The sequence below is a fragment of the Sphingomonas sp. RS6 genome, from assembly GCF_054489705.1.
This window is the reverse complement of the sequence record NZ_JBTMWM010000002.1, coordinates 381,507-397,638: the sequence shown is the minus strand read 5'-3', so window position 1 is coordinate 397,638 and position 16,132 is coordinate 381,507. Positions and strand designations below refer to the sequence as shown.

17 protein-coding genes are annotated in these 16,132 nt (G+C 68.4%); 11 read left to right on the top strand and 6 right to left on the bottom strand.

From position 1 onward, the window contains the following. Positions 1-129 precede the first annotated feature (129 nt). Together hisF and ACX40Y_RS06655 are read left to right on the top strand one after the other, a co-directional pair. The gene (hisF, locus tag ACX40Y_RS06660; protein WP_121074154.1) at positions 130-891 is read left to right on the top strand and encodes an imidazole glycerol phosphate synthase subunit HisF; all 762 of its coding nucleotides are present in this window, start codon (positions 130-132) and stop codon (positions 889-891) included. A 62-nt stretch (positions 892-953) separates the two neighbouring features. Further along, a complete protein-coding gene (locus tag ACX40Y_RS06655; RefSeq protein ID WP_459118754.1) occupies positions 954-1,418 on the top strand; it encodes a hypothetical protein in 465 nt (154 codons plus the stop codon). A gap of 53 nt (positions 1,419-1,471) precedes the next feature. Here ACX40Y_RS06655 and ACX40Y_RS06650 read toward each other — a convergent pair whose 3' ends face one another. Then, a complete protein-coding gene (locus ACX40Y_RS06650; RefSeq protein ID WP_459118882.1) occupies positions 1,472-1,873 on the bottom strand; it encodes a YbaN family protein in 402 nt (133 codons plus the stop codon). Positions 1,874-1,981: 108 nt separating this feature from the next. Between ACX40Y_RS06650 and ACX40Y_RS06645 the strand changes: the two genes are divergently transcribed. The 3 genes from ACX40Y_RS06645 (at position 1,982) to ACX40Y_RS06635 (ending at position 4,576) form a co-directional block, all read left to right on the top strand. Then, entirely contained in the window at positions 1,982-2,299 is a 318-nt protein-coding gene (locus ACX40Y_RS06645; RefSeq protein WP_459118753.1) for a phosphoribosyl-ATP diphosphatase, read from the top strand. 198 nt (positions 2,300-2,497) lie between these two features. Next, complete coding sequence (locus tag ACX40Y_RS06640; protein ID WP_459118752.1) at positions 2,498-2,875, top strand: histidine triad nucleotide-binding protein; 378 nt, start codon at positions 2,498-2,500, stop codon at positions 2,873-2,875. 129 nt (positions 2,876-3,004) lie between these two features. Further along, positions 3,005-4,576 carry an amino acid permease gene (locus tag ACX40Y_RS06635; RefSeq protein ID WP_459118751.1) on the top strand — a complete coding sequence of 524 codons (1,572 nt, stop codon included), beginning with the start codon at positions 3,005-3,007 and terminating at the stop codon, positions 4,574-4,576. A 220-nt stretch (positions 4,577-4,796) separates the two neighbouring features. Here ACX40Y_RS06635 and ACX40Y_RS06630 read toward each other — a convergent pair whose 3' ends face one another. Next, on the bottom strand, positions 4,797-5,795 hold the full coding sequence (locus ACX40Y_RS06630; RefSeq protein WP_459118750.1) for an adenosine kinase: 999 nt from the start codon (positions 5,793-5,795) through the stop codon (positions 4,797-4,799). Positions 5,796-5,904: 109 nt separating this feature from the next. On the opposite strand from ACX40Y_RS06630, the gene ACX40Y_RS06625 reads away from it, so the two are divergent. Continuing rightward, entirely contained in the window at positions 5,905-6,264 is a 360-nt protein-coding gene (locus tag ACX40Y_RS06625; RefSeq protein ID WP_459118749.1) for a hypothetical protein, read from the top strand. Between the two features lie 6 nt (positions 6,265-6,270). Here the strand turns inward: ACX40Y_RS06625 and ACX40Y_RS06620 are convergent, their stop codons facing one another. The 3 genes from ACX40Y_RS06620 to ACX40Y_RS06610 all read right to left on the bottom strand — a co-directional run bounded on the left by ACX40Y_RS06620 (position 6,271) and on the right by ACX40Y_RS06610 (position 9,361). Beyond that, the gene (locus ACX40Y_RS06620) at positions 6,271-7,245 is read right to left on the bottom strand and encodes a quinone oxidoreductase family protein (RefSeq protein ID WP_459118881.1); all 975 of its coding nucleotides are present in this window, start codon (positions 7,243-7,245) and stop codon (positions 6,271-6,273) included. 20 nt (positions 7,246-7,265) lie between these two features. Continuing rightward, positions 7,266-9,038, bottom strand: a complete 1,773-nt coding sequence (locus tag ACX40Y_RS06615) for an SLC13 family permease (protein ID WP_459118748.1) — start codon at positions 9,036-9,038, stop codon at positions 7,266-7,268. 110 nt (positions 9,039-9,148) lie between these two features. After that, positions 9,149-9,361, bottom strand: a complete 213-nt coding sequence (locus ACX40Y_RS06610) for a hypothetical protein (protein WP_459118747.1) — start codon at positions 9,359-9,361, stop codon at positions 9,149-9,151. Positions 9,362-9,502: 141 nt separating this feature from the next. Between ACX40Y_RS06610 and ACX40Y_RS06605 the strand changes: the two genes are divergently transcribed. Next, positions 9,503-9,682, top strand: a complete 180-nt coding sequence (locus ACX40Y_RS06605; protein ID WP_459118746.1) for a hypothetical protein — start codon at positions 9,503-9,505, stop codon at positions 9,680-9,682. Positions 9,683-9,742: 60 nt separating this feature from the next. After that, positions 9,743-11,461: a DEAD/DEAH box helicase gene (locus ACX40Y_RS06600; protein WP_459118745.1), complete on the top strand. Its 1,719-nt coding sequence runs from the start codon at positions 9,743-9,745 to the stop codon at positions 11,459-11,461. Positions 11,462-11,468: 7 nt separating this feature from the next. Here the strand turns inward: ACX40Y_RS06600 and queG are convergent, their stop codons facing one another. Then, a complete protein-coding gene (gene queG, locus ACX40Y_RS06595) occupies positions 11,469-12,587 on the bottom strand; it encodes a tRNA epoxyqueuosine(34) reductase QueG (RefSeq protein ID WP_459118744.1) in 1,119 nt (372 codons plus the stop codon). A gap of 43 nt (positions 12,588-12,630) precedes the next feature. On the opposite strand from queG, the gene ACX40Y_RS06590 reads away from it, so the two are divergent. The 3 genes from ACX40Y_RS06590 to ACX40Y_RS06580 all read left to right on the top strand — a co-directional run bounded on the left by ACX40Y_RS06590 (position 12,631) and on the right by ACX40Y_RS06580 (position 16,092). Beyond that, positions 12,631-13,563 carry an ABC transporter ATP-binding protein gene (locus ACX40Y_RS06590; RefSeq protein ID WP_459118743.1) on the top strand — a complete coding sequence of 311 codons (933 nt, stop codon included), beginning with the start codon at positions 12,631-12,633 and terminating at the stop codon, positions 13,561-13,563. Then, on the top strand, positions 13,560-14,783 hold the full coding sequence (locus tag ACX40Y_RS06585; RefSeq protein WP_459118742.1) for an ABC transporter permease: 1,224 nt from the start codon (positions 13,560-13,562) through the stop codon (positions 14,781-14,783). The genes ACX40Y_RS06590 and ACX40Y_RS06585 overlap by 4 nt, the downstream gene beginning before the upstream one ends. 85 nt (positions 14,784-14,868) lie before the next feature. Next, positions 14,869-16,092 carry a cytochrome P450 gene (locus ACX40Y_RS06580; protein ID WP_459118741.1) on the top strand — a complete coding sequence of 408 codons (1,224 nt, stop codon included), beginning with the start codon at positions 14,869-14,871 and terminating at the stop codon, positions 16,090-16,092. Positions 16,093-16,132: the final 40 nt, after the last annotated feature.

The following is a 16,132-nucleotide window of genomic DNA, read 5'->3' as shown; positions in this document are numbered from 1 at the left end:
AGTGCCGCTAGCGCGGCAGGCCCCCCTCTGCGTCCCTCTGCGCCTCTGCGCGAACCAAAAACCTTCTTTTCTTCGTGCCTTCGCGCCTTCGCGTGAAACCCATCCTGCCCAAACGCCGGAGCCCCGAGCATGACTGTCCGCGCCCGCGTCATCCCCTGCCTCGACGTGGCGAACGGCCGCGTGGTGAAGGGCGTCAACTTTGTCGAGCTGCGCGACGCCGGCGATCCGGTCGAGCAGGCCCGCGCCTATGACGCGGCGGGCGCCGACGAGCTGTGCTTCCTCGACATCACCGCCAGCCACGAGGCGCGGGGCACGATCCTCGACGTGGTGCGCCGCACCGCCGAGGTGTGCTTCATGCCGCTCACCGTCGGCGGCGGGGTGCGCAGCGTCGAGGACGCCCGCGCGCTGCTGCTGGCCGGCGCGGACAAGGTTGCGGTGAACAGCGCCGCGGTGTCGCGCCCCGAAGTGGTCGCCGAGATCGCCGACCGCATGGGCAGCCAGTGCGTCGTCGCCTCGGTCGACGCGCGACGGACCGGCGACGGGCGCTGGGAAGTGTTCACCCATGGCGGCCGCCGCGAAACCGGCATCGATGCGGTCGAGCACGCGCTGCGCCTCGCCGAGCTGGGCGCGGGCGAGCTGCTCGTCACCTCGATGGACCGCGACGGCACCCGCGACGGCTATGACCTCGAGCTGATCCGGACGATTGCCGACCAGGTGACGGTGCCGGTGGTCGCCTCGGGCGGCGTCGGCGGGCTGGACGATCTGGTGGCGGGCATCCGCGACGGCCACGCATCTGCGGTGCTGGCGGCGTCGATCTTCCACTTCGGCCAGGCGACGATCGCCGAGGCGCATGCCGCGCTGGCGGCGGCGGGGATTCCGGTGAGGGGGTAGGTTCGGCTGGCGACCGGCGAGGCGCCAGTTGCAGCGCGCCTGTCTGCTGCTAAGTTTTGTTCGTGAGCCGGACAGCATCCTCAGCCCATCGCTTCCCCCTCTGGCTGAGCGCGCTCTTCCTGTTAGCGCTGGCTGGTTGCAGCTATGCATATCCCATAGATGTTGATTTCGTTGGCGGTGAAATCGTCTTCAGCGCGGAAGATCGTAGTTCAGGTTGCCTCTCTCACTTTGAAGTTACCAGTGAAGCGGGCGATCTCATGTGGAGCTTCGACAAACCCCTGAAATTTTCGGAATGTCGCAGCGACTTCCCTCTAAAATATGGCGCAACGCCGGAAGATGCCACAGATTCTAAGCCAGCCAAGAAGCTGATGCCAAATGTTAGATACTACGTCTATGCGACGGATGGCGACACCTATTATGGAAGCTTTCGGTTCCGGCGCGTCCTCTCCATGGAAAGCGATCCCGAAAAAGGGCGTGATGGACCAAATTTCCGAAGCGTAACGATAGCGCCAGCAAACAATAGCTGAGGCAGCCTTGGCCCCGTCCAGCCCTCTGCATACCGTTCGCTACCGCACTTGCTCTAAACCGCCGTCGGCCGGCTCAGCACATACCAGGCACACCCCAGCATCGCCGCCGCCACGCCGACCGCCAGCCACGGTCCCGGCCGTGCACCCCAGGCGAACAGGCCGTAGCCGAGCGCCATGCCGGCGCAGGCCAGCGCCTTCCCCCTGCGCGGGATCGCGCCCTGTTCGCGCCACGCCACCAAAGTCGGCCCGAATCGCGGATGGTCGAGCAGCCACGCCTCCAGCCGCGGCGAGGAGCGGGCGAAGCAGCCGGCGGCGAGGATCAGGAAGATCGTCGTCGGCAGCAGCGGCAGCAGCGCGCCGATGAAGCCGAGCGCAACGAACACGAATCCCAGCACCAGCCACAAGGGCCGCGACAGCCGCCCCTGCTTTGCCTCCGACTCGCGGTCCTGCACCATCGTCATTCCACCCTGCTGCCGCGAATCGCTCGCAATTACCATAAGGGAAGCGCCGCAGTCGCGCGCCGCAGGATTGACAGCGCCGCCCCGCTCCCGCAGCCGGTGGGCATGGCCGACCTTCTCGACACGCTCGAACAGACGATCCGCGACCGCCGCTCGGGCGATCCTTCGACCAGCTATGTCGCCAAGCTCACCGCCCGCGGCCGCGCCAAGATTGCGCAGAAGCTGGGCGAGGAAGCCACCGAAGCGGTGATCGCCGCGATCCAGGACGATCGCGCGGAGGTGGTGAAGGAATCGGCCGATCTGATCTTCCACCTGCTCGTGCTGCTGGCCGACATGGACCTCAGCCTCGACGACGTCCGCGCCGAGCTGGCCCGCCGCGAGGGCGTATCCGGGATCGCCGAAAAGGCGGCGCGGAAGGCGTGAAGAGCCCCCCACATTCCTCCCCGGAACGGGGAGGGGGACCATTCGCGCAGCGAATGGTGGAGGGGCCGCCGCGGCACGCGGCGGAGTCCTGCGCTGCCAGCGAGCCCCGCGCCTGTCGGCGCGGCCCCTCCACCACGCGGCTGCGCCGCGCGGTCCCCCTCCCCGTTCCGGGGAGGATCTGAACGACGGAGCCCCACAATGCCGATCGACCCGACCAAGCCCTATGACGACCAGAACATCTTCGCGAAGATCCTGCGCGGCGAGATCCCGGCGAAGAAAGTCTATGAGGACGATCACGCCCTCGCCTTTCACGACATCAATCCGCAGGCGCCGCATCACATCCTTGTGATCCCGCGCGGCGCCTATGTCAGCTGGGACGATTTCTCCGCCAATGCGTCGGAGGCCGAAATGGCCGGCTTCGTCCGCGCGGTCGGCGCCGTCGCCCGCGCGGCGGGGCTCGTCGAACCCGGCTACCGCCTGCTCGCCAACACCGGGCTCCATGCCGGCCAGGAAGTGCCGCACCTGCACGTCCACATCTTCGCAGGGCAACCGCTCGGGCCGATGCTCGCGCGCTGATTGCGCCCGGGCGCAACATTGTTTCACGTCAGCACGCGGTAGGGGATTGCGCGCCCCGCTTTTGCGGCTAGGCTCGCGCCTTTACCAATTTGGGGGCGGCGCCGCGCGTGCCGCAAAGGGGACCAGTCGATGATATTCGGGCGCGTAAAGCCTCTCGATGCCATTCTAGCCACAGCCGAAAAGAAGTCGCTCCATCGCTCGCTCGGTCCGATTCAGCTGACGCTGCTCGGTGTCGGGGCGATCATCGGCACCGGCATCTTCGTGCTCACCGCGGAGGCCGCGCAAAAAGCCGGGCCGGGCATGATGATCTCGTTCGTCATCGCCGGCTTCGTCTGCGCGGTCGCCGCGCTCTGCTATTCCGAACTCGCCTCGATGGTGCCGGTCTCGGGCTCGGCCTATACCTATACCTATGCCGTGATGGGCGAATTGCTCGCCTGGATGGTCGGCTGGGCGCTCGTCCTCGAATATGCCGTCGCCGCCTCGGCGGTGTCGGTGGGCTGGTCGGGCTATATCGTCGGGCTGCTGCGCGACACGATCGGGCTCGCGATCCCGCCGGCGCTCGCCGCAGGGCCTTATGCTGGCGGCGTGGTCAATCTGCCCGCCGCGCTGATCGCGATGCTCGTCACCTGGCTGCTGATGGTCGGCACCACCGAAAGCGCGAAGGTCAACGCCGTGCTGGTGGCGATCAAGATCGGCGCGCTGTCGCTGTTCTGCATCATCACGCTGCCGCTCATCAAGGGCGGCAACTTCACCCCCTTCACGCCCAATGGCTGGGGGATCATCGGCGTCGGCGGCGCCGCGGCGTCGATCTTCTTCGCCTATGTCGGCTTCGACGCGGTCTCGACCGCGGCCGAGGAGACCAAGAATCCGCAGCGCAACGTGCCGATCGGCCTGATCGGCAGCCTTGCGATCTGCACCATCTTCTACCTGCTGGTCGCCGCCGGCGCGATCGGCATGATCGGGGCGACCCCGGTCACCGGCGTCGACGGCCAGGTGCTAGCGCCGGGTTCGAGCGAACTCGCCGCGCGCTGCGCCGAAATCGTCAGCGGCGGCGCCACGCTGCCGCTCGCCTGCTCGAAGGAAGCGCTGGCGCATGTGCTCAAGGTCGGCGGTTATGACTGGGCGGGCTATTTCATGGGCCTCGCCGCCGGTCTGGCGCTGCCCTCGGTCATCCTGATGATGCTGTTCGGCCAGACGCGCATCTTCTTCGTGATGGCGCGCGACGGCCTACTTCCCGAAAAGCTGGCGGCGATCCACCCGAAGTGGAAGACCCCGCACGTCGTCACCTTCATCACCGGCGTGTTCGTCGCCGTCGCCGCGGCGTTCCTGCCGGTCGGCAAGCTGGCGGACGTGTCGAACTCGGGTACGCTGTTCGCCTTCTTCATGGTCGCGGTCGCGGTGCTGATCCTGCGCCGCACCGATCCCAACCGCCACCGGCCGTTCCGCACGCCGCTCGTCTACATCATCGCGCCGGTCGCGATCATCGGCTGCGTCAGCCTCTATCTGCTGCTGCCCTTCGATGCGAAGATGGTGCTGCCGATCTGGGGCGGCATCGGCCTGGTGATCTATTTCGCCTATGGCTATCGCCGCAGCCATGTCGGCCGCGGCCTCACCGAGGCGCATGAGGCCGATGACGATGTGCCGCCGCAGCCGGTGCCGCCGATCGGCACCGCCCATACGCCGGGCAACAAGGACGCCTGATCGCCGCCCGCTCGGCAAACGGCAAAAGGGGCCGGAGGATCGATCCTCCGGCCCCTTTTTCGTGGCTTGCAATGTAGGGGGTCGGCTGCTGCGATGCGCCTGTTCCCGGCTCGCCGGGGCCGCTCTTTCGCATCGCGATCGATTGCCCGCCCGCGCCTGCCGGGCAGTGTGAAGTTCACACGCGCATGAGTGTGAACTTCACAAACTTACGCGCCGGATGTCAGCCGATCTTGGCGGCGGCCAGTGCCTTCAGGTCCTTCTCGGCACGGGCGCCATAATGCTGGATGATCTCGGCTGCGCAGATCGCGCCGAGCTTCAACGACTCTTCCAGCCCCTTGCCCTGCGCCTGGCCGTGCAGGAAGCCGGCGGCAAACATGTCGCCCGCGCCCGTGGTGTCGACCAGCGCCGCGATCGGCTCGGCCGGAACCTCGACCCGCTGGTCGCCCTGGAGCGCCATCGCCCCCTTCTCGCTGCGGGTGACGACGAGTAGCGGCACCTTGCCATGAATGTGCTGCACCGCCGCCTCGAACGCCTCATGCGCGCACAGCGCCAGCAGCTCGGCCTCGTTGGCGAACAGGATGTCGATCAGGCCATCCTCGATCAGCTTGCGAAAATCGTCGCCGTGGCGCGAGATGCAGAACACGTCGGACAGGGTGAAGGCCACCTTGCGGCCTGCCGCCCGGGCGATGTCGATCGCCTTGCGCATCGCCGCGCGGGGCTCTTCCGGATCCCACAGATAGCCTTCGAGATACAGGATCGCGCCATTCGCGATCAGCGTCTCGTCGAGCGCGCTAGCGGGCAGGAACTGCGACGCGCCGAGAAAGGTGTTCATCGTCCGCTGGCCGTCGGGCGTGACGAAGATCAGGCAGCGCGCGGTGGTGGGCTGGCCGGGGCGGACCTCGGTGTCGAAATGGACGCCGGCGGCGCGGATGTCGTGCGCGAAGACGGTGCCGAGCTGGTCGTCGGCCACCTGGCCGATGAACGCCGCCTTGCCGCCCAGCGCCGCGATCCCGGCGACCGTGTTCGCCGCCGATCCGCCCGACACTTCACGGCCCGGCCCCATCTTGGCATAGAGCGCGTCCGCCTCCTCGGGGGAGAACATCAGCTGCATCGATCCCTTGGCGACGCCGATTTCTTCGATGAAGCTGTCTTCGGCCTGGGCGAGGATGTCGACGATGGCATTGCCGATCGCGACCACGTCAAAGCTGGGGCTGGTCAAGTTTCAGGGCTCCAATTGGGTAAGCCAACGCCCTAGAGAGGGGGCCACCCAAGTGCAACCAAGGGAAAAGACTTTGGCCGTTTCGCCTGTATCTCGCCGCGTACCCCTGTTGCTGTTGCCGCTGCTGCTTGCCGGCTGCGGCGGCGCGATCCCCGCCGCCCGGCCCGCGTCGGGCTATGCCCCGGCCCCCGCCGCTGCCTCGTCGGCCCAGCCGGCCAATCTCGCGGCGATCCGGGGTCGGGATGCCGCGCATCTGATCGCCCGGTTCGGCAAGCCGCATCTCGATCTGGCCGAAGGGCGCGGCCGCAAGCTCCAGTTCGCCGGCCCGATCTGCGTGCTCGACGCCTATCTCTATCCCCCGGCCTCGGGCCGCGGCGCCGCAGTCGTCACCTGGATCGACGCCCGCCAGCGCGACGGCAGCGCGATCGATCAGGCCAGCTGCGTCGCCGCGCTCACCCGGCGACGTTGAGCGGGGTCAAGGCACCAGGATCGTCGATCCGGTGGTCGTGCCCGCCTCGATCGCCCGGTGCGCCTCGGCCGCCTCGGAAAGTGCGAACCGCTGGCCGATCGCCGGCTTGATCGCGCCCTGCTCGATCAGCTCGAACAGCCGCGCGGCACCGGCGGCGCGCTCGTCGGGGCTGGTGTAGTAATCGTACAGCTTGGGCCGCGTGACGAACAGCGAGCCATGCTGGTTGAGCGTGGCGAGTTTGACGTCCGCCACCGGGCCGCTGGCATTGCCATAGCTGACGATCAGCCCGCGCCGCGAACAACTGGCCAGCGACGCTTCCCACGTCGCCTTGCCCACCCCGTCGAGCACCACCGGCACGCCCTCGCCGCCGGTGATTTCCCGGACGCGGCCGGCAATGTCGTCATTGCGGGAATGCAGCACATGGTCGACGCCCGCCGCCCTGGCGATTTCCACCTTCTCGTCGCTGCCCACCGTCCCGATCACCGTTGCGCCGATCGCCTTGAGCCACGCCGCCGCGATCTGCCCCACACCGCCGGCCGCTGCATGGAGCAGCACGGTCCAGCCGGGCCGGACGCGGGCGCATCGCTCGATCAGGAATTCGGCGGTGCAGCCCTTGAGCAGCACGGCGGCGGCATCCTCGGCGCCGATCGCGTCGGGCAGCTTGAACAGCGCGTCCGCGGGCAGCACCCGCGCCGTGGCATAGGCGCCCAGCGCGGGGCCATAGGTCGCCACCCGGTCGCCGACCGCGAACCGCTCCACCCCCGGCCCTACCGCCTCGATCACGCCGGCGCCTTCCAGCCCCAGCCCGCTCGGCAACGTCACCGGGTACAGGCCGGTGCGGTGATAGGTGTCGATGAAGTTGAGGCCCGCCGCCTGCGTCCGCATGCGGACTTCGCCCTCGCCCGGCTCGGCAAGCTCGGTCGCCACCCATTCGATCACCTCGGGCCCGCCGGTCCGCTCGATCCTCGCCGCATGTTCCATGTGATGCTCCTCGTGGCGGCTCAATGCACCGGCCATGTCCACAGAATCAATGGCGTGCCGGCCATCAGCACCAGCAGCGAAAGGGGCGCGCCGAGCCGGGCATAGTCGCCGAACTTGTAGCCGCCCGGCCCCATCACCAGCGTGTTGCACTGGTGGCCGATCGGCGTCAGGAAGTCGCAGCCCGCGCCCACGGCGGTCGCCATCAGGAACGCCTCGGGCCGATAGCCGAGCTGGCCGGCGAAGGTCGCGGCGATCGGCGCCATCACCAGCACCGTGGCGGCATTGTTGAGGAACGGCGTCACCGCCATCGCCGCCGCCATGATCAGCGCCACCGCCCCCCAGACCGGCAGGCTGGCGGCGACATGGCCCAGCCAGTCGCCGATCAGCACGGTGGTGCCGGTAGTACGCAGCGAATCGCTCACCGGGATCAGCGCACCGAGCATCACCAGGATCGGCCATTCGATATGGTCATAGGCTTCGCGGACCGGCAGCGCCCCGACCAGGATCGTCAATGCCGCCGCGGCGAAAAACGCCACCGCCACCGGCACCTGGCCCGTCGCGGTCGCCGCCATTGCCACGCCCAGGATCGCCAGCGGCAACAGCCCCTTGCGCGCGCTGCCCAGCCGCAGCTCGCGCTGCGCCAGCGGCAGGCAGCCCAGCTCGCCCAGGCGCTCGAACAGCAGCTCGGTCGGCCCCTGCAGCACGATGACGTCGCCGGCGCGCAGTTCGATGTCGCCCAGCCGGCGCGACAGCCGTTCGCCCTGCCGCGACACCGCGATCAGGTTCACGCCGAAGCGTTCGTGCAGCCCCAGCCGGCCGGCGGTACGACCCATCAGCGGCGAATCGGTTCCCACCACCGCTTCGAGCACGCCCATCTCGCCCGTCGCGCCCGCCGGCCGTTCGCGGGCCTGACCCTCCAGCTCGAAACTGTCCGAGGAGATCACGCGCTCCAGCGAGTCCGGCGCACCGGCCAGGATCAGCACGTCGTCGGCGCGCAGCCGGTTGTCAGGGAACGGCATGCTGCGAATGCCGCCGCGCAGGATCGCCGTCACCGACACGGCATGGTCGTGCCGTTCGCGAAACGCCGAGACGGTCTCGCCCACCGCCGGCGATTCGGCCGGAATCGCCGCTTCGGTGACATAATCCTCGATGTCCATCGCCTCGCCCAATGTCGGCGCAGCGCGGCGATCACGGGGAATGAGGCGATAGGCGAAGCGCAGGAACACCAGCCCGATCAGCGTGAGCCCCAGCCCCACCGGCGCATAATCGAACATGCCGAACGGCTGCCCGGTCATCTCCGCCCGCACGCGGCTGACGATGATGTTGGGCGAGGTGCCGATCAGCGTGATCAGCCCGCCGAGCAGCGATGCGAACGACATCGGCATCAGGAACACCGCCGGCGATGCGTTCGAGCGCTTGGCCATCTGGAACGCCACCGGCATCATCATCGCCAGCGCGCCGATATTCTTCACCAGCGCCGATGCGAAGCCGACGCTGGCACTCAGCAGCAACAACTGCGAACGGATCCGCGTCACCCGCCGCTGGAGCAGCAGCATCGCCCGCTCGATCACGCCCGATCGCTGCACCGCCGCCGAGAGCACGAGCGCCGACGCGACGATAATGACGATGTCGTCGGAGAAGCCGGTAAAGGCGTCGGCCGGCTTGACCACCCCCGTCGCCAGCGCCGCGAGCAGCGCCGCCACCGCGACGAGATCGTAGCGCAGCCTGCCCCAGATGAAGAGCAGCATCATGCCGACCAGCACGCCGACGGAGAGAAGTTGTGGTGTCGTCAAGCGCGCCTCACAGCTATGGTGCGCGCGGACAACTCCCGCCTGTTCGTTTGTGTCCGGCCGGACCCGGAAGATTGTGCCGGCGCGCGCGATTTGTGCCGCTTACCCGGGCGTCAGTGAACCGTGCCCAGCGCGCGCGAGACCGACAGTAGCAGCACCAGCCGCTCGATCTGGCGCCAGCGGCAGAAGTGAATATGGTTGCCCACATCGCGGCTGCGATCGGCGCGTGCCGCCGCTTCGTTTCCGGCATCCTCGCCGAACAAGCGGATCAGGTCGGCCGCGTCGGCGACTTCGCGGCGGTCGCCGAGATAGGGATAGAAGTCCATCGTCACTCCATGCGCGCCGGCGATCGGCCGGCAATCGCATCGTTACGCGAAGATGATTGTGCCGGAATGGACGATGGTGGTGAACGCCGCCGCAACCATGCCGGGTGGCGCAATGCCGCAATTCGTGGCAAGGGGGCGCGCATGGCGCAATCCGCAACCCGCACACCGATGGCCGGCGGCTTTCTGATGGGCATCAGCATCCTCGTCGGCGCGATCGTCGGCGCGACGCGCGGAGAGGCGTCGATGGGCGTGCTGATCGGTACAGGGATCGGGATTACGTTCGCGCTGTTTGTCTGGCTGATCGATCGCGCACGGCGCTGAGCGCTCAGCCAACCCCCAGGCTTGTCGCGCGCCGCGTGGCATCCCATCTAAAAGGTCCGCATGTCTATTACTAACCTTCCGCCGCGTCTCGCAGAGGCGCTCGGCCAGCGTGGCTATTCCACGCTCACGCCCGTCCAGTCCGCCGTGCTCGAGCCCGACGCGCTCGGCCGCGACCTCATCGTCTCGGCACAGACCGGATCGGGCAAGACCGTCGCGTTCGGCCTGGCCATGTCCGCCGAACTGCTCGCCGGCGAGGACCAGCTGCCGCCCGCCGGCACCCCGCTCGCGCTGATCATCGCGCCGACGCGCGAGTTGGCGCTTCAGGTCAGCCGCGAGCTGATCTGGCTCTATTCGCCCGCCGGTGCCCGGATCGCCACCTGCGTCGGCGGCATGGACGCATCGAAGGAGCGCCGCTCGCTCAACCACGGCGCACACATCGTCGTCGGCACGCCGGGCCGGCTGCGCGATCATCTCGAACGCGGCGCGCTCGACCTTTCGGCGCTGCGCGTCGCGGTGCTCGACGAAGCCGACGAGATGCTCGACATGGGCTTCCGCGAGGAGCTCGAGGCGATCCTCGACGCCACGCCGGACGATCGCCGCACGCTGCTCTTCTCGGCCACCATGCCGCGTCCGATCGTCGCGCTGGCGCGCCGCTATCAGAACTATGCGTTCCAGATCACGACCAAGGGCGAGGATCGCGGGCATGGCGACATCAGCTATCAGGCGGTCACCGTCGCACCGGCCGATATCGAGCATGTCGTCGTCAACCTGCTGCGGCTGCACGAGGCCGAAACCGCGATCCTGTTCTGCGCCACGCGCGAGAATGTCCGCCATCTCCACGCCAGCCTGATCGAGCGCGGCTTCGCGGCGGTGGCGCTCTCGGGCGAACATTCGCAGTCGGAGCGCAACCACGCGCTTCAGGCGCTGCGCGATCGCCGCGCGCGCGTCTGCGTCGCCACCGACGTCGCAGCGCGCGGCATCGATCTGCCGACGCTCACGCTCGTGATCCATGTCGAGCTGCCGCGCGATGCCGAGACGCTCCAGCATCGCTCGGGCCGCACCGGTCGCGCCGGCAAGAAGGGAACGGCGGTGCTGATCGTTCCCTATCCGCGCCGCCGCCGCGTCGAACAGGTGCTGAAGGGCGCGCGCATTCCCGCCGAATGGATCGAGGCGCCGACCGCCGAGGACATCCGCGCCGCTGATCGCGATCGCCTGCTCGCCGCGCTGTTGCAGCCGGTCGAGACCGATGAGGAAGATCAGGCGCTCGCCGAGCGGCTGCTTGCTGAAAAGACGCCGGCCGAAATCGCCGCCGCGCTGGTCCGCGCGCATCGTGCGGCGCTGCCCGCGCCCGAGGAGCTGATCGAGGCCACGCCCGAGGCGCGCCGCGCCGCGCAGCAGGAGCGCCACCGGCCGGGCTTCGAGGATACCGTCTGGTTCCGCATGGACATCGGCCGTCGCCAGAATGCCGATCCGCGCTGGGTGCTGCCGCTGATCTGCCGTCGCGGGCATGTTACTCGCAACGAGGTCGGCGCGATCCGCATCTCGGCGAACGAGACGCATTTCCAGATCCCGAAGCAGCTTGCGACCAAATTTGCCGCCGCGGTCGAAAAGTTCGCGCGCACCGCGGGCGACGATGACGACGGCATCCGCATCGAGCCGGTGCGCGATGGTCCGCCGCCAGCGGCACGCGGATCGAACGACGGCCCCGCCCGTCGCGGCCCGCCGCATCGCCCGGGCAACCGCCCGCCCCATCGCAAGGGGCCGCCGCGCGGGCGCTGACGCCCGGCTATTCCCACTCCCGCGCGACGTCGGGGTCGGTTTCCGCTGCGAGCCACCCCGCACGCTCGGCCTGCCATCGCGCCGGATCGAGCCGCGCCAGCGCCCATATGGCCGCCCCGCGCACCACCGGCGCAGGGTCGTCGATCAGCCGCGCAACTGCCGCGATCAGCGCGGGTTCGCCGCTGTTGCCGGCGGCGATCAGGCAGTTGCGCATCATCCGGTCGCGGCCGATCCGCTTGATCGGCGAACCGGCAAACACCGCGCGAAACGCCGTATCGTCGAGCGCCAGCAGATCGGCCAGCGCGGGCGCGGTCAGCTCGGCGCGGGGCTGGAAGGCCAGGTTCGCCTGCGCCGCCGCGGCAAATTTGTTCCAGGGGCAGACGGCCAGGCAATCGTCGCAGCCATAGATGCGATTGCCGATCGCGGGGCGCAGTTCGGCCGGAATCGGCCCCTTGGCCTCGATCGTCAGATAGGAGATGCAGCGCCGCGCATCGAGCCGGTAGGGCGCGGGAAAGGCGTCGGTCGGGCACGCCACCTGACACGCATCGCAGCTGCCGCACCCGCCCCGCCCCGGCCCGTCGGGCGCCAGATCGAGCGTGGTATAGATCGCGCCGAGGAACAGCCAGCTGCCGTGGCTGCGGCTGACCAGATTGGTATGCTTGCCCTGCCAGCCCAGACCGGCGGCTTCGGAAAGCGGCTTTTCCATCACCGGGGCGGTATCGACGAACACCTTGACGTCGGCGCCCGGTGCTTCCGCGACGATCCAGCGCGCAAGCTCCTTCAGCCTGCGCTTGACGACATCGTGATAATCGCCGCCCTGCGCATAGACCGAAATCCGCCCCACCTCGCCACGATCGGCCAGCGCCAGCGGGTCGGCGGCGGGCGCATAGCTCATGCCCAGCGCGATCACCGATCGTACCTCGGGCCACAGTCCCTGCGGGCTGCCGCGCTGCTCGGCACGCGCCTCCATCCACAGCATTTCGCCATGCGCGCCGGCGTCGAGCCATTCGCGCAGCCGCGCCGCGGCCTGCGGCGTCGCATCGGCACGCGCGATGCCGCACGCGGCAAAACCGATTTCGGTCGCTTTGGCCTTCAGCCGCGATTCGATGGGCTTGTCTTGTCGCACATCCCCCCGCTACCACGTTTGTCGATCAGGCAAGGGGGCCAATTTGCAGCAGAATCTTGCCGTCAGCGCGACGGCGCTCGTCAAACGCTTCGGCGACAAGCGCGCCGTGGACGGCGTCGGCATCGCCGTGCCCCGTGGCGACATTTACGGCGTGCTCGGCCCCAATGGCGCCGGCAAGACCACCACGCTCCGAATGCTGCTCGGCATCATCGAGCCCGATTCGGGCGAACGCACGTTGCTCGGCAGCGACGCGCCCCAGACGATGAGCGATCATGTCGGCTATCTGCCCGAAGAGCGCGGCCTTTATCCCGGTATGAAGTGCCGCGAGGCGATCGCCTTCATGGGCGCGCTGCGCGGCCTGCCCTGGTCCACCGGGCGCAAGCGCGCCGGCGAACTACTCGAAGGCGCCGGCCTCGGCCACGCGGTCGACGAAAAGATCCGCAAGCTTTCCAAGGGCATGGCACAGATCGTCCAGCTGCTCGGATCGGTCGTTCACCAGCCCGACCTGCTCGTACTCGACGAACCCTTTTCCGGGCTCGATCCGGTCAATCAGGAACGGCTCGAACAGCTGATCCGGGCCGAGCGCGATCGCGGCGCCACCGTGCTCTTCTCCACCCATGTGATGGCCCATGCCGAGCGGCTTTGCGAGCGCATCTCGATCATCGCCGGCGGCCAGGTGCGGTTCCAGGGCACGGTCGACGAAGCGCGCGCCACGCTGCCGCTGCGCGCCCGCTATACGCCGCATCACGACGCGATCGGCGTCGCGGCGATGCTTCCCGGCGATGCCGTTCGCGACAATGGCAGCTGGCGCTTCACCGTGCCTGACGAAGGGATCGAGGCGCTGCTCGTCCGGCTGATCGAGGCGGGCCATGGCATTTCGGGCCTGTCGATCGAGCGCCCGGGGCTGCACGACGCCTTTGTCCGCATCGTCGGCGCCGATGCCCAGCCCGCCGCCGAAGGGGAGCTTGCCGCATGACCCGGTTCCAGCGATTCGCCCGACAGGCGCTCACCATCGCCCGCCGCGATTTCACCGCCACGGTGGTGACGCCCACCTTCCTCCTGTTCCTGCTCAGCCCGCTGCTGATGATCGGCTTCGGCCTCGTCGGCAGCATGACGGCGCAGACCGCGACCGGCGCGGCGGAGGACAAGGCGCGCATGGTGATCATCGCGCCGCGTGCGCAGGCCCCGACGATCCACGCGGTCGACGCCGAGTTGCGCCAGCTCTTCTCGCGCGATTCGGCGCGTCCCGAGCTGCATGTCGAGCCGCCCGCCGCCGATCCCGCCGCCCAGGCCCGCGCCCTGCTCGCCACCGACGATTTTGACGTGACGGCCGTTCTCTATGGTCCGCTCACCCGGCCGCACATCCTGCGGGGTGCGACGGGTACGGCAGAGGGGCGCTATCTCGCCGCGCTTGCCGAACAGGTGCTGCGCGCCGATCGGGCCGGCGGCACCACCGCGCTCAGCGTCCCGCAATTCGAAACCGTGCGTCGCGAAACGCCCACCAACACCGGCCGGGGTGCCGCCGGCTATTTCGCCGCGCTCGGCGTGTTCTTCCTCACCCTGCTGCTCTCCGGCCAGGTCGTCGGCGCGATGGCCGAAGAGCGTTCGAACAAGGTGATCGAGGTGCTTGCCGCCGCAGTCCCGCTCGAAAGCGTGTTCTTCGGCAAGCTGCTTGGCGCGTTCGGATCGGCGCTGCTGTTCGTCGGCTTCTGGGGCACGCTGCTGGCGAACCTGCCCAAGCTGCTGCCGGGCCAGGCGGATGCGGTGTTCGCCGAACTGGGCGGCGCGGTCGGGCCGTTCTTCCCGCTGTTGTTCCTGCTCTATTTCACGATGGCCTATATGCTGCAAAGCGCGGTGTTCCTCGGCCTCGGCGCGCTCGCCTCCAGCCAGCGCGAGATCCAGATGCTGTCGCTGCCGATCACCATCTTTCAGTTCGCGATGCTCGGGCTCGGCTCCTATGCCGCCGGGCACCCGGACAGTTGGGTGATGTTGGTCGCCGAACTCTTCCCGTTCAGTTCGCCGCTGGCGATGGCGGCGCGGGCGGCGACCTCGTCGGTCCTCTGGCCGCATGTGCTGGCGCTGGCATGGCAGGCGCTGTGGGTCGCGATCATCGTCACCGTCGCGGCGCGGCTGTTCCGTCGCGGCGTGCTCAAATCGGGCGGGCGGCGTCGGCGCAGACCCGCCGCCGCGGCCTGATCGTCCGGCCGCAAGATTGTTGACACTGATGTAAGCATATGGCCTCTTTCCCGAACATACCGGGAGAGGATCGATGGCCACGTGCGTGACCGGGGGCATATCGGATCGCATCGTCGACCCGCTCGACGTCAGCCGCCCCGAACTCTATCGCGACGATAGTTGGCACGCGCCCTTCCGCGAACTGCGGCAGTGCAGCCCGGTCCGCCACACGCCCGAAAGCGCGTTCGGCGCCTATTGGTCGGTCTCCGCCTATCATCCGATCGTCGAGGTCGAATCGCGCCCCGATCTCTATTCGAGCGAGGCGGGCGGCATCACCATCGCCGATCTGCTCGAAGGCGATCTGAAGATGCCGATGTTCATCGCGATGGATCGGCCGCGTCATACCGGCCAGCGCCGCACCGTCGCCCCCGCCTTCACGCCCAGCGAGATGGTGCGGATGAGCGACGATATCCGGCGCCGCACCGGGGAAGTACTCGATCGGCTGCCGCTCGGCGAAACGTTCGACTGGGTCGATCGCGTCTCGATCGAACTCACCACCCAGATGCTGGCGATCCTGTTCGACTTTCCTTGGGAGGAACGCCGCCTGCTCACCCATTGGTCGGACTGGGCGGGCGATATCGAGATCGCCAACGATCCCGCGCGCAAGCAGCAGCGGCGGGACATATTGATGGAATGCGCCGCCTATTTCGGCACGCTATGGCAGGCGAAACTCGGAAAGCCCGCCACCCCCGATCTGATCTCGATGATGATCCATTCGGACGCGATGGCGCAGATGGACAAGATGGAGTTCCTCGGCAATCTCGTCCTGCTGATCGTCGGCGGCAACGATACGACGCGCAATTCGATGACCGCTTTCGCGTTCGGGCTCGACCGATTTCCCGACGAGCGCGCGAAGCTCGAAGCCGATCCGTCGCTCATTCCCAACGCGGTTCAGGAAATCATCCGCTGGCAGACGCCGCTCGCCCATATGCGGCGCACCGCCACCTGCGACACGATGCTGGAAGGGCAATCGGTCCGCGCCGGCGACAAGCTGATTCTCTGGTATCTATCCGCCAATCGCGACCAGCGCGTCTTTCCCGATGGCGATCGGATCATCGTCGATCGCCCGAATGCGCGGCGCCATCTCGCCTTCGGCCACGGCATCCATCGCTGCGTCGGTGCGCGGCTTGCCGAACTTCAGGTCGGCATCCTGATGGAGGAAATGGGCCGGCGGCGGCTGCGCGCGAACGTGGCCGGCCCGCCGCAGCGCGTCGCCGCATGCTTCGTCCACGGCTATCGCAGCCTGCCGGTCGAACTCAACCGCTACTGATTGCGCGCTCGCACGCCTGCGCCGTGCAACCTTTCGCCCC